Source organism: Alteromonas sp. S167 (assembly GCF_036864375.1).
Classification (GTDB): Bacteria; Pseudomonadota; Gammaproteobacteria; order Enterobacterales; family Alteromonadaceae; genus Alteromonas.
The window spans coordinates 1-13,934 of sequence record NZ_JAZETR010000006.1; the positions used below are offsets into that span (position 1 = coordinate 1).

General features: G+C 42.5%; 13 protein-coding genes. 12 read left to right on the plus strand and 1 reads right to left on the minus strand.

The features are described from left to right. Positions 1 to 232 precede the first annotated feature (232 nt). The 10 genes from V7R35_RS10400 to htpG all read left to right on the plus strand — a co-directional run bounded on the left by V7R35_RS10400 (position 233) and on the right by htpG (position 11,455). On the plus strand, positions 233 to 982 hold the full coding sequence (locus V7R35_RS10400) for a substrate-binding periplasmic protein (protein ID WP_334014748.1): 750 nt from the start codon (positions 233 to 235) through the stop codon (positions 980 to 982). 203 nt (positions 983 to 1,185) lie between these two features. Next, the gene (locus V7R35_RS10405) at positions 1,186 to 1,605 is read left to right on the plus strand and encodes an HvfA family oxazolone/thioamide-modified RiPP metallophore (protein WP_334014749.1); all 420 of its coding nucleotides are present in this window, start codon (positions 1,186 to 1,188) and stop codon (positions 1,603 to 1,605) included. A 114-nt stretch (positions 1,606 to 1,719) separates the two neighbouring features. After that, complete coding sequence (locus V7R35_RS10410) at positions 1,720 to 2,571, plus strand: HvfB family MNIO-type RiPP peptide maturase (RefSeq protein WP_334014750.1); 852 nt, start codon at positions 1,720 to 1,722, stop codon at positions 2,569 to 2,571. Beyond that, the gene (locus tag V7R35_RS10415; RefSeq protein WP_334014751.1) at positions 2,568 to 3,329 is read left to right on the plus strand and encodes an HvfC family RiPP maturation protein; all 762 of its coding nucleotides are present in this window, start codon (positions 2,568 to 2,570) and stop codon (positions 3,327 to 3,329) included. Before V7R35_RS10410 ends, V7R35_RS10415 begins: the two co-directional genes overlap by 4 nt. A 368-nt stretch (positions 3,330 to 3,697) precedes the next feature. Continuing rightward, on the plus strand, positions 3,698 to 4,234 hold the full coding sequence (apt, locus tag V7R35_RS10420) for an adenine phosphoribosyltransferase (protein WP_334014752.1): 537 nt from the start codon (positions 3,698 to 3,700) through the stop codon (positions 4,232 to 4,234). A 34-nt stretch (positions 4,235 to 4,268) separates the two neighbouring features. After that, entirely contained in the window at positions 4,269 to 7,307 is a 3,039-nt protein-coding gene (dnaX, locus tag V7R35_RS10425) for a DNA polymerase III subunit gamma/tau (protein WP_334014753.1), read from the plus strand. A 37-nt stretch (positions 7,308 to 7,344) separates the two neighbouring features. Then, positions 7,345 to 7,671: a YbaB/EbfC family nucleoid-associated protein gene (locus tag V7R35_RS10430; RefSeq protein WP_334014754.1), complete on the plus strand. Its 327-nt coding sequence runs from the start codon at positions 7,345 to 7,347 to the stop codon at positions 7,669 to 7,671. A 199-nt stretch (positions 7,672 to 7,870) separates the two neighbouring features. Continuing rightward, complete coding sequence (locus V7R35_RS10435) at positions 7,871 to 8,767, plus strand: hypothetical protein (protein WP_438823469.1); 897 nt, start codon at positions 7,871 to 7,873, stop codon at positions 8,765 to 8,767. Positions 8,768 to 8,773: 6 nt separating this feature from the next. Then, positions 8,774 to 9,373, plus strand: coding sequence for a recombination mediator RecR (gene recR / locus V7R35_RS10440; protein WP_334014756.1), 600 nt, complete (start codon positions 8,774 to 8,776; stop codon positions 9,371 to 9,373). A gap of 159 nt (positions 9,374 to 9,532) precedes the next feature. Then, positions 9,533 to 11,455 carry a molecular chaperone HtpG gene (htpG, locus tag V7R35_RS10445; protein WP_334014757.1) on the plus strand — a complete coding sequence of 641 codons (1,923 nt, stop codon included), beginning with the start codon at positions 9,533 to 9,535 and terminating at the stop codon, positions 11,453 to 11,455. Between the two features lie 74 nt (positions 11,456 to 11,529). On the opposite strand, the gene V7R35_RS10450 is transcribed toward htpG, so the two are convergent. Beyond that, entirely contained in the window at positions 11,530 to 12,345 is an 816-nt protein-coding gene (locus V7R35_RS10450; RefSeq protein ID WP_334014758.1) for a vWA domain-containing protein, read from the minus strand. Positions 12,346 to 12,679: 334 nt separating this feature from the next. Between V7R35_RS10450 and adk the strand changes: the two genes are divergently transcribed. Both adk and V7R35_RS10460 read left to right on the plus strand, forming a co-directional pair. Next, on the plus strand, positions 12,680 to 13,324 hold the full coding sequence (adk, locus tag V7R35_RS10455; RefSeq protein ID WP_334014759.1) for an adenylate kinase: 645 nt from the start codon (positions 12,680 to 12,682) through the stop codon (positions 13,322 to 13,324). A 159-nt stretch (positions 13,325 to 13,483) separates the two neighbouring features. After that, entirely contained in the window at positions 13,484 to 13,879 is a 396-nt protein-coding gene (locus tag V7R35_RS10460; protein ID WP_334014760.1) for an MAPEG family protein, read from the plus strand. Positions 13,880 to 13,934 lie beyond the last annotated feature (55 nt).

Below are 13,934 nucleotides of genomic sequence, written 5' to 3' on the forward strand. Positions count from 1 at the left end.
GACGACAAGGGCTTTTTTTGTATTTGTTCAAAAGTAATCTCGCAGTAGCCAACAACTAACCTCATATTCACTATTCATCTTTTATAGGTGTACTTAAACAATGAATTCGTAAAAGTATGCATACTCTCCCATCTTCGTGGATTAGAGGCGAGGGCTACCAATTTCTTACAACTTTCTATATAACTACATACATAATAAAAATAAAATCTCCTATCGAGTTGTTGTTTTTTCTATGTATAAAAAACAAAGCATTATTCTACTATCATTCTTGAGTAGCTTACTTATAAGTGCAGCGGCTCAGACGCAAGAAATACGTGCCATTGACAATAAACGCACGATTGTACTTGGTGTAGTTGAATTTCCTCCGTTAGTAATGAAGGACATCGACGGCAATGGCTGTCATGGCAAAGCTATTGAAGTGTCTTCGCTCGTCTTAGAAAAGCTTGGCTACAATGTCTCTGTAGAATGTCCGCCCCCTGCTAGGCTGTTCGAACGAATAAGAAAAGGACATGTAGACATAACCGTAAATGTCAGGGGAACCAAAGCACTGGAAAACAACGTTATATTTGTAGAGAAGCCATTTAGTTTTCTATCACTAATGATAATGACTAACCCAAAACTTGATAAGCGAAAAACAGTAGCTGCTATTCGTGGGTACGATTACGAAGGGTTGAGACAGGAGCTAGAGGACGATAACTATATTTTTGTTGATATGGCTAACAGTAGTGATGCCATTCAAATGTTTCAGTTCGGACGAACAACACACCTAGTGACCTATGAAGGGCCATATATGGCTTATATTAACAGTGCTTCTGAAGTAATAAAGGACGTTGTAATTTCTATTCGAAGAGACATCCCAACATTCTTTGCAATCTCAAAGGCGAGCAAACTAAAACAGCCTCTTCTACAGGAACTTGATGATATGTTTCGTTCAACTGATGCTGATACCATCATTGAGCTTATGAGCGCTGAATCTCAATAGCGTGTTCACTATCGCTGTTCATGAACGAGATGGCACACTGTAACTGATGAAATTCAGAAGATAAAAGTCATATGTATCATGGTTTTAGTGATTTTTTAAATAAAAATTAATTTCTGTGAAATGAAACTATACTTTTTTGGGTCTTATTTATTACACGTGCTTAACGTACGTTAAACATGACAAAAATCTTTGAGGGTAGAAAAATGAAACAAATCAAGAAATCATCAGTAGCAACAACGTTAGGTGCAGTAGTAATTGGTTCTTTGGCGTCTACGGTTGCAGTAGCAGACGTAAATCCATTTGGTATGCAGTCGCTAGAATCAGGCTATAGCCAATTTGCAGCTGAAGGCAAGTGTGGCGAAGGCAAATGCGGCGGTGATAAGTCTGCAAAAGAAGGCAAGTGCGGCGAAGGTAAATGTGGCGGTGATAAGTCAGCCAAAGAAGGCAAGTGTGGCGAAGGTAAGTGCGGCGGCGACAAGAAAGCTAAAGAAGGCAAGTGTGGCGAAGGTAAGTGCGGCGGCGACAAGAAAGCTAAAGAAGGCAAATGTGGCGAAGGTAAGTGCGGCGGCGACAAGAAAGCTAAAGAAGGTAAATGTGGTGAAGGTAAGTGCGGTAGCATGTAATTCCCTACCGAAAGCTGCAGTACTCTTAACATTTGCATAGAGTAGTGTTTTTTAATTAAATGGCCGTCTATCGATGGCCATTTTTGTCTGAGCAACTTTGTTGAGGAGTAAATAATGAAAAATGTTAGTGGAGCAGGGTTAGGCTTCAGACGAGAAATGCTTGCGAAGTTACTACCTACATTACCTAGCGAAGTAGACTTTTGGGAAGTTGCACCTGAAAACTGGATCCCGCTTGGTGGTAAGTATCAAACTCAATTTCAGGAGGCTAGCTCACAAGCACCTTTTACTACTCACGGTCTATCGTTATCTATTGGCAGTAGCGACAAACTCGATATTGAATTTGTTAAGCGCATCAAGCAATTCTTAGATGCCCACAATATCTCACTTTACAGCGAACACTTGAGCTATTGCAGTGGAGAAGGGCATATGTACGATTTAATGCCCATACCATTCACAGAAGAAGCTGCACAACATGTGATTAGTCGCATAAAACAGGTCCAAGATATTTTAGAGCGCCCACTTGTTCTTGAAAATGTTTCTTACTACATGGCTCCCGGTCAACAAATGTCTGAACTCGACTTTACTAAGACCATTTTGGACGAGTCGGGCTGTTTGATGTTGTTAGACGTGAATAATGTGTACGTAAACAGTATCAACCACAAATATAATGCTAATGATTTCATCAGCGCATTGCCTACAAATAAAATTGTATACGGCCATATTGCAGGGCATTTTGACGAGGCCGATGACCTTAAAGTGGATACTCATGGCGCGGATGTTATCGAGCCGGTATGGAACTTATTGACCCACGCTTATAATACCCATGGTGTTTTTCCAACATTGCTAGAGCGCGACTTTAATATTCCACCATTGGAAAAGTTACTCGGTGAAGTAAAACGTATTAAAGATATACAGCAGGCGTGTTTGCAATCTAGTGGCGAGTTACTTAAAGGAAGTGTTGCATGAGCTATAACTTCCAAGAGGTACAAAGAAGCTTTGTTAATTCAATAAAAAACCCCAAGGCGTTCAATGCTGATAATGATGACCAAGCAAGACGAATGGCTATTTATCAGTCTTTGTTTTTCAACAATATTGATGGCTTTGTAAGTACTGCATTTCCTGTTTTAAAAGAGATAGTAATCAACGAACATGAAGAGAAAGGTTGGGAAGCCTTAGTTCGTCAGTTTTTTATATTACACGAATGCCGTTCGCCTTATTTTGCTGAGATAAGTAAAGAATTTGTTGAGTACTTGTCGACAGCGTCCCATTTAAATATCGATTTACCGGAATTTGCTGCACAGCTTGCCCACTATGAATGGTTAGAACTCGACGTAAGCATAAGAAAGAACGTGCCATCGGTTACTTACTTCGAAGATACAATGGAAGTAAGTGCTGTACGTGTTTCGCCTTATGCTTCTTTAGCGGCTTATTCTTATCCAGTGCATCTTATTGGCTCAGACTACTTGCCAGAAGCTGAATCGCCAGAACAGCAATTTTATGTAGTTTACCGCGATCAGGAGGACGACGTTCAGTTTGTTCACTTAAACGCAGTAACAGCCATTTTGATCCACACACTAGAGCAAAGTGAAGACGGGTTAGATATTAACGAGCTTGCCTCGTTACTTGTCGAGCAATTGCCACAAATCCCCGAAGATGCGCTAAGGGCAGGAATGCATCAAACGCTTAAAGATATGCTTAAGAAAGGTATTTTGCTGCCAGCATGAAACTCGTAATGCTATGTTTGCTTTTAAAAAGCAGACAGCTTTACGCTTACCCTAAATATGAAATGTGAGTTATTTACTTTGCATTTATCCTCTTTATATTAAACTTTAGCCTTTAAGTGTATTGAAAGTGACCGATCAGTCATATTAGCGCTGTCAATCGGGCTTGCTTTCGATTAACATTTAGCACCATTTTTTTGTTCATAAAATTGTTTAGGTAGTGCAAATGGCTGACAATTCAGATTTCAAAGAAGTCTATAACAAGTGGTACTTTCTAGCATCGCTAGCAACTCTAATCGCGTTTCCGTTGATGCATATCATCGCCGGCTGGTTCACCTTCTGGTTATAACGCAGACATTCAAGGCAAAATTGTGACTGCAGAATATATTAAATCAGTAGTGAAAACCGTACCTGACTATCCAAAACCAGGTATTTTATTTAGAGATGTAACCAGCGTTTTAGAAGATCATAAAGCGTTCAGTAGCTGTATCTCGTTGCTTGTTGAAAAATATCAGGGCATGGGATTTACTAAAATTGCGGGCACAGAAGCTCGTGGTTTCCTTTTCGGTGCGCCTTTAGCGATCGAAATGGGCATCGGTTTTGTTCCAGTAAGAAAGCCTAACAAACTTCCTCGTGAAGTAGTAAGCGAAAGCTACGAGTTGGAATATGGAACAGATACATTAGAAATTCATAAAGACGCCATTGAGCCGGGCGATAAAGTTTTACTTATCGATGACCTACTAGCCACTGGCGGTACTATTGCAGCCTCAGCAAAACTTATCCGCTCTCTAGGCGGTGAGGTTAAGCATGCTGGCTTCATCATCAATCTTCCAGATCTTGGTGGTTGTGAAAAGCTGACTGCATTAGATATTCAAAGCTATTCAATCTGCGAGTTCGAAGGCGAATAATCGTCTGTAATTTGAAAAGGCAATAAACGGTATAATGAGTTATCAGGTATTAGCAAGGAAGTGGCGACCAGGCAAGTTCAGTGAGCTTGTAGGTCAAGAGCATGTAGTGTCAGCCATCTCAAATGCTTTGGATAACGATAGACTACATCACGCGTATTTGTTTACGGGTACGCGAGGTGTTGGTAAAACCACCATTGCACGTATCTTTTCAAAAAGCTTGAACTGCGAAGAAGGACAGGGTGCAAACCCGTGTGGTCAATGTAATACCTGTAAAGAAATTGAGCAGGGGAACTACGTTGATCTTTTAGAAATAGATGCTGCATCAAGAACGAAAGTAGAGGATACTCGCGAGCTTCTTGATAACGTGCAGTACAAACCTACTCGCGGCAGATACAAAGTGTACCTTATCGATGAGGTACACATGCTTTCTAAGCACAGCTTCAACGCGCTGCTTAAAACGCTTGAAGAGCCACCTCCTCACGTAAAGTTTCTACTTGCGACAACTGATCCACAAAAGCTACCCATTACGATTCTATCGCGTTGCTTACAATTTAATTTGAAAGCAATGTCGCGCGAACAAATTGTTGGGCAGTTAACGCATATTCTTGAGCAAGAGAATCTACCCTTTGAGCCCCAAGCGCTTTCGCTATTAGCCCGGGCTGCACAAGGTAGTATGCGTGATGCATTAAGCTTAACCGACCAAGCTATTGCGCAAGGCGGAAACAACGTTGTCGCCTCAGTCGTGACCGACATGCTCGGTTTAATGGATAAAAATCAGTTACTAAAAGTGGTTCACGCTGTTGTTAATAAACGGCCCGCTGATGTAATGCAATTAGTAACTGAGATTGCTGAACAAGCACCTGATTACAGCAACGTTCATAGCGAACTAGCAAGTTTGCTACATCAAATTGCGTTAACCCAATGGGTTCCTGAAGCGTGTAAATTAGAGACAACCTCGGCTAAAGCAATTTATCAGTTAGCGAAAGGCATACCCGCTGAGCAGGTTCAACTTTTATATCAAATTGCGTTGCAAGGTAAAAAGGATCTACCCTTTGCTGCTGACGGAAAAAGCGCATTTGAAATGACGCTTATGCGGATGATGACTTTTGCGCCAGCCGTGCCATTAAGTGATACTCAAAGTGCAATAGAGACTCACCAAAGCGAGCAAACTCTTCCTGTTAATAGCCACGACCCAAGTGGTGGCCCGGGAAACGTCAGTAAGCAAGAGGAAGCGCATTCAAGCGAAACTCTTGCAAATCACAACACTGAAAGCGATACAAGCGCTCAAACATCAGTAAGCGAAGTACAACACACTAACGTCCATGGCAATTCAACGGCTCCAGTTGCCGATGATAGTGATAGTTCTGTCGTAGGGCATAACGTTGATAATAACAATACGCCTACGACTACAGAATTAAGTGAAGCTGATAGTAGTCATAGGGCATCTGAGCCCAGCTTAACGCAAAGGCCTAACGAACAGGGTACTATTGCGCAAGGTGACGGTGCGCATGGTGACGATGCACCAGGTAACAGTGCCCAAGGTAACAGCGCAGAAGACAACAGCGTAGAAGACAAAGACTTTGTCTCTAGCGATATAACGTCCGAGCCTAGCGCTAATCCTGCTGCTGATAATGTAATGCCTCATGATCAGACGCCTAATAATGAAGCTTTGCCACATGACGGCCCGCCTCTTGATGCCTACATGGATGACATGCTTTCACACCATGAGGGTGACCTGAACGACCATAGTGATAGTGCAAGTTTTGACGCTCCTGGCGAGTTAGCTGATAATAACAACGCAAGTTTTCAACATGACTCCCAAATTGACAGTGCGCATGCTAGTAATAACGAGCCAGAACAAACACCTGAAGAACAGCTAACATCAACGGCTGATATGTTGGCGCTACGCCAAAAACTGAAACAGCGAAAAGCAGAAGAAGCCGATAGTAAAAGCGCAGCAACAGCAAGTGAGAAGTCTGAAAGTGCTGAGCAAATACAAGCACGCTTTGTTAAAGCAGGCGCTTCCGCAGCATCATCTAAAGTTGCTCAGAACAGTGAGACAAAACCTGAAGAACAGCAAGCTACCAGCGACAGATTAACTAATCCTACTGGCAATGGCCCATCGATAGATAATACCTCTTCACAAGATGATACGCAGCCAAGCGATTTACAGTATAGTGAATCACAAACTCCTGATACTGCGGAACAGCCTGTTGCACTGCAATCCAATAAAGAGAATACGGGGCACAATAACAGCGCAAATGCTGAGCTCAATGAATTTGATTCAGAAGAGTTTGATGCCGATATTCCCTTTGCTAATGATGAAGTTCAGTACCAAGCAGTTCAGCACCAAGCAACGCCAACAGAAGAAAATACACACTCAGGCGAGCAGTATTTTGATGCCACGCAAGCAGAACACATGCATGAACAGGCAATAGTTCATCCTGAGGTTGATGCTTCTCTTGATAGTGGCGATACGCCTCCTTGGGCGATGGATGATCCAGTATCTTCTCCAGCCAATAAAGATGAACGTGGGGTTGAACATTCAGAAGATCAGGCATTCAATAACAGCCCTGAATCAAATGCTATTTCTGAAAATTCAGGTTGGGAAAGCCTAGAGTTCGATGCACCACTTAGCGACACCTACAATGGTTCGCTTAATGCCTATTTAGACAACGGTAACAAACTTACGCATGCAAGCCAGATTGATAGTTGGAGCAACCTAGTAGAGCAAATGCCGGTAGCAGGGCTGCTTAAGCAACTTGTACTACATGCTGCATTTTCTAAAAATGAAAATACAGTAAACCTTGAAATTCATCATAGTCAGGCGCATCTCCTTAATGACAATACGAAAGCACAGCTAATTGATGCACTGCGTCAAGGTATGGGCGAGAATGTAGAGGTTGTTATTAACTTAGGTGAACCTGCCTCAACGCCGTTCTCTTTGCAGCAAGAAATTCATGCTATGCGTCACGCGCATGCACACACGGTTATTAAAACCGATGACACAATACAAGCATTACTGTCGACATTCGATGCATCAGTACTAACCGAAACGGTTAAAGCGCGATAGTAGATTTATTAACACCAAAACCCAGCGAGATAAAAACATGTTTAAAGGTGGAATGGGCAACATCATGAAGCAAGCGCAGCAAATGCAAGAGCGCATGCAAAAGGTACAAGACGACCTAGCAAAACTTGAAGTGACAGGTGAAGCAGGTGCAGGCATGGTAAAAGTTACCATGACATGCAACCACAATGTTCGTCGTGTAGACATTGATGAAACATTAATGGACGACGACAAAGACATGGTTGAAGATCTTGTTGCAGCGGCGTTTAATGACGCGGTTCGTCGTGTTCAAGAAACTAGCAAAGAAAAAATGGGCGATGTAACTGGCGGAATGCCACTTCCACCAGGCTTCAAAATGCCGTTTTAAACTACTTAAAGCCATTATTGGCAGTAGTCTAACACTTTAAATAAGGACCAATTGTATCGCTACACATTGGTCCTTTTTTGTTGATAAAACGTTTGTAGTAAGTTCAAACTACAGTTCAACCTGTTTCGGTTCTACTTCAAAGAGGGGATCTTAATTGCTAAGGAAAGGCCTAGTTATCTCAACGGTGTTTTTATTACCTATTGCAGCGGCCGCATTTTTTCTAAGCGTGCACGAATTGTTTCGCATGAAAACCGTCACAGTTGACCCCAAGTTACGAGAAATTTCGGGGATTGAGTTCGACAAATATAAGCGGTTGTGGGCAATCAACGATAGCGGCGATGATCCCAAGCTGTATATGTTAAATAAAGACGGCTCCATTGCTAGAGAAGTTACTGTAACTAACGCAAAAAACATCGATTGGGAAGATATGACGCAAAATCGGTTTGGTCATTTTTTTCTAGGTGATTTTGGGAATAACGATAACGATCGCCGCTGGCTTACCATTTATAAAATTGAAAACCCAATAGATATCAAAACCGATACTACCGAAGCCGAAATTATAAAGTTTACCTACCCTCAAATGGGGAAGGGTGAAATAGCGCCTAAAGATAAAAACTACGACTTAGAAGCGTTTGTTGAATTCAATCGCCATTTGTATTTGTTTACAAAAAACCGTACAAAGCCTTTCGATGGAATAACCAAACTGTATAAAGTAGGTGACCATGCTGCCAACTTTGACGCGCAATTAATTGGTGAGTTTAAAACCTGTACCACATTAGAAAAACTTTGTTGGATCACGTCCGCTGCGGTTAGCCCAGATAGGACAAAGCTGGTTTTACTAGACTCAACCAGCCTTTGGTTGTTTGAAAACTTTGAAGGTGACAACTTTTTTAGCGGTGATGTCTCTCGTATTGACTTAGGCATTGTTACTCAGAAAGAAGCGGTCACTTTCTATGACGACAACACGCTTGTATTCACCGACGAGGAATTTAAAGGCTTAATAGGCGGTAATGTGTATGAAGTTAAACTCGACCAAGTAAAGCGTAACGTGATTAAATACCGTAAAGACTCAGAACAAAAAGCCTCTAAGCAGTAACACATTATGAAATTTAGCCCCTTACTTTCCGAGCTTATTCAAGCGCTAACTTGCCTTCCTGGCGTAGGCAATAAAAGTGCACAGCGTATGGCGTTTCACTTGCTTGAACGAAATCGTACTGGCGCAATAGACTTAAGTAACGTACTACACAATGCAATGGAGCATATACATCATTGTAAGCGCTGTAGAACGTTTACAGAGGATGAGCTTTGCGACATATGCAGACATCCAGAACGTGAGGCCAGCGGCTTATTGTGTATTGTAGAGAGTCCACAAGACGTATTAGCTATTGAGCAAACGTTGAGCTACAAAGGGCAATACTTTGTTTTGATGGGGCACCTATCGCCCATTGACGGTGTAGGCCCTCAAGAAATTGGCCTAGATGAGCTAGAAACGCGCTTAAAAGCCGGCGGTATAAACGAAGTTATTTTGGCTACTAACCCAACCGTTGAAGGTGAAGCGACTGCGCATTACATTGCACAGCTGTGCAATACTCACAATATTGAGGCTTCACGTATTGCTCACGGCGTGCCGGTAGGTGGTGAGTTGGAATACATAGATGGCAATACACTTACTCATGCATTTTCTGGTCGCCGAAAGCTTTAAATACTCTTGAATTAAGTAGCCATCAGCGCTCTTGGCTACTTTTACCTCTCTATTTCTCCTTATTACTAATAAATTTTCGTTCTAAACGTTGAAAAGTGGGCTACTTGTCCCTACCTCGCTTACAGTAGCGAAATCCATTCAATGAGGAGATATTGGATTATGGCTGAAGCAGCCCAGAAAGAAACCCACGGTTTTCAAACAGAAGTAAAACAGCTTCTTCATCTAATGATTCACTCTTTGTATTCAAACAAAGAGATTTTCCTACGTGAGTTAGTGTCGAATGCCGCCGATGCTGCCGACAAGCTTCGTTTCCGCGCGTTGGAAAACGACAGCTTATACGAGAACGATGGCGACCTTAACGTTAAACTTAGCGTAGACAAAGAAGCGAACACCGTTACCATTACCGACAACGGTATTGGTATGACACGCGATGAAGTTATCGCTAACCTAGGTACTATTGCCAAGTCAGGTACGAAAGACTTTTTCAGTAAATTGTCTGGCGATAGCGCAAAAGATTCACAACTTATTGGCCAATTTGGTGTTGGTTTTTACTCAGCATTTATTGTTGCCGATAAAGTTACTGTGCGCACTCGAGCAGCAGGTGCTGATGCCTCTGCGGGTGTTGAGTGGATTTCAGACGGTGAAGGCGAATTCACTATTGCTGAAATTAACAAGCCAAGCCGCGGCACGGAAATTACACTTCACCTTCGTGAAGAAGAAAAAGAGTATGCCGATACATGGCGTCTGCGCTCTATCGTAAGTAAATATTCTGACCACATCAGCATTCCTGTTCAAATGTGGAAAGACGAAGTACCTGAAAGCGAAGGCCCAGATGGTGAGAAAGTTGAAGCTCAGCCGGGTGAGTGGGAAGTTGTAAACAAAGCAACAGCACTGTGGACTCGTGAAAAGTCAGATATCTCTGAAGAAGAGTACAACGAGTTTTATAAGCATATCTCTCACGACTTTACCGACCCGCTAGCTTGGGCGCACAATAAAGTTGAAGGTAAAACAGAATACACCAGTCTTCTGTATATTCCTTCAAAAGCACCGTTTGATATGTGGAACCGCGATCAAAGTCACGGCCTAAAACTTTACGTACAGCGCGTATTCATTATGGATGACGCTGAGCAGTTTATGCCAACGTACCTTCGTTTCGTTAAAGGTTTGCTAGATAGTAACGATTTACCGCTGAACGTGTCTCGCGAAATTCTACAAGACAACAAGATTACTCAAGCTCTGCGTCAAGGCTGCACAAAACGCGTACTGCAAATGCTTGAGAAAATGGCCAAGAACGACGCTGAGAAATATCAGTCTTTCTGGAACGAGTTTGGTAACGTTCTAAAAGAAGGCCCAGCTGAAGACTTTAGCAACAAAGAGAAAATTGCTGGTCTACTTCGCTTTGCTTCAACGCATGGCGATTCTGATGCTCAAACTGTCTCATTAGCTGATTATATTGAGCGCATGAAGGAAGGTCAGGATAAGATTTACTACGTGACTGCAGATAGCCTTCAGGCAGCGAAATCAAGCCCGCACCTTGAGATTTTCCGCAAGAAGGGTATTGAAGTACTGCTTATGGGCGAGCGCATTGATGAATGGTTAATGTCTCATTTAACAGAGTTTAGCGAGAAGCAGTTCGTTTCTATTGCTAAAGCTAACTTAGACTTAGGCGACTTAGAAGATGAAGAGTCTAAGAAGGCGCAGGAAGAAGCAGAAAAAGAAGTTGAAGGTGTACTTGAACGTGCCAAAGCAGCACTAGGTGATAAGGTCATTGATGTTAAATTTACACATCGCTTAACTGACTCTCCGGCCGTGATTGTTGCTGATGACAACGGTATGACAACACAGATGATGAAGCTGATGCAATCAGCAGGGCAGGCCGTGCCAGACGTGAAGTATCACTTTGAACTAAACCCAGAACATAGCTTAGTGAAACTACTTGCAGATACGCAAGATGAAGAACTATTCAGCCAGTGGGTTGGTGTACTGTTCGACCAAGCGGCATTGTCTGAGCAGGGTAGCTTGAAAGACCCATCAACATTCGTGCAGAACTTGAATACGTTGTTGATGAAGTTGGCAAAGTAAGTTCAAAGCGAACAAATAAAAAAACCGATACTCTATGGTATCGGTTTTTTTTTTTGCAAAGCTCTGATGAATTTTTATTGTTTCGACACTTTAAGGCGCCTATTGCCTAATGCAATTAAGGCAAATAGAAACAAAGAAAGGCTAGCAGGCGATGGAACGGAGACGCTTGCACATGCTGGATCGTTAGGGTTTGATGCACAAAAGTCGAGCGTCTCTTGAAGTTTTGCACGTGCAAAATCCTCTACAAATGTCTGTACAACTGATTGGTCGCTGGTGTTTAAGAAGTCCAGATCAAAAAATCGTCCACCGTTATTTGTAGCGAGGCCAACGAGGTCAGTGTAATTCTGATTTGAAACGACGGCATTGAACAATGAGTTATTCGCCTTTAAAAGTGCATCTGTCGACTGCGCGTTAAACTCTGAGTCGCCGTTCGACCGTTCGTCAGTATAAAGAATCATATTCTTTACGGCATCTGCACGATAAGACAAATTGCCTGTTTCTGACGTTAGTGAGTTGAGTGCAAACGCAGTTGCATCATAGGCTGGCTCAGTACGCCCTGACGCGACAAGGTTTGAAGCTGCAGTGGCGAAGCCTGAAGCGTCTGTAAAATCGGTGATAAGCCTAATAAGGTCACCTGACCTTCCATACCCCACAAGTGCATAACTTGCATCGATGCCGCCTGCAGAAAGAATAGAAGCGAATAAACCAATGTTATTCCGTAGGTTAGTCTGAACGTTCCCCATAGAACCAGACTCATCTACTATCATTACAATATCGGTTTTTATTACTGCTGCATTGGCCGCACTTGAACAGAACAGGCCGAAGATGGTCATTAAAGCAACACTGCTCCATTTGCCGAATTTTGACCGCAATGAAATATTTGTCTTCATTTATTTTAATCCATTGAAATAATTTGAAAGAGCTTTGCGAGTTTCGCTACCTGCATAAATCAGTCCCTTTTTAAAGTATAATTAAATCAACAGCATAGGTTTTTTCTACGCTTGATGCGACGCCAAGTGTAAATTTAACTGACACGTCACGCGTCTTTTTAATGGTGAGCAACGTGTTACATCTAAAACCTGCTCCAAGCAGATAAACTGTATATATATTCGCCATTAGTCTTAAGATTGACATAAGGTCACTGCTTACACTTGTCACTCTACTCCACAATGTGTAAAGTGCGCGAAGTAAAAAGTTTAAAAAACATAAGCGGAGAACGCACTCATGCGAATCATTCTTCTCGGCGCTCCTGGCGCGGGTAAGGGCACACAAGCTCAGTTTTTAATGGGCAAATATGGCATTCCTCAAATTTCAACTGGTGACATGCTACGTGCTGCAATAAAAGCAGGTACAGAGCTTGGTCTTCAGGCGAAGCGTGTTATGGATGAAGGTAAGTTAGTGTCTGACGACATTATTATTGGTTTGGTAAAAGAGCGCATTGCACAAGACGACTGTAAAGATGGTTTCTTGCTTGATGGTTTCCCTCGCACTATTCCTCAAGCTGATGCAATGAAAGACGCTGGTGTTACAGTTGACCACTGTATTGAGTTTGATGTGGCAGATGACGTTATTGTTGAGCGTATGGGCGGCCGTCGCGTACACCCAGCATCTGGTCGTGTTTATCACGTTGTTTACAACCCACCTAAAGTGGAAGGTAAAGACAACGAAACAGGCGATGATCTGATAGTGCGTGACGATGACAAAGAAGACACAGTACGTAAGCGCTTAGCGATTTATCATGAGCAAACGAAACCGCTTGTTGATTACTACAGCGCTGAAGCGAAGGCAGGTAACTGCGAGTACCATAAACTAGACGGTACACGTCCTGTTGAAGAAGTAAGTGCAGAACTTGCCGAACGCCTAGGTTAATACCTAGCACCAAAGATTTTGAAAGGCCGCTTATTTGCGGCCTTTTTTGTGGCTTGTAAGTTGTATTCGGATAACGTTTAATAGCTTCAACAAAGCAAGCAATGCGATTTAGCTAAACCGCTAACCTCGCCTTTATAAAAATAATATACGGAGTTTGTTATGGTGTTGCCTATCACGGCCTTTTACGCAAGCCTTTTGGGTATTTGTTACTTGTATTTGTCTATTCTGGTTATCGGTGCTCGACGACGCCATCAAGTGGGGATAGGTGATGGTGGCCATGAAGACTTGTCTCGCCTCGCAAGGGCGCATGGCAACTTTAGTGAATACGTACCTATTACACTTATCATGATAGCTTGCTTTGAAGCGAATACAGGACAAATGTGGGCAGTTCATAGCTTGGGCACTGCACTGCTGTTTGGAAGAGTACTTCATGCTTATGGTTTAGGTAAACATGCTGGCGTAAGCTGGCAGCGCTTCGCCGGCATGATTTTAACATTTCTAGCTATGCTATGTGCAGCGGTGGGTAATTTAACCCTTATACATTTTGGGCTTTAAGCCTCTTTTCAATATGTCCACATTGAGAGAAAAGCCGATTTTATAATCGGCTTTT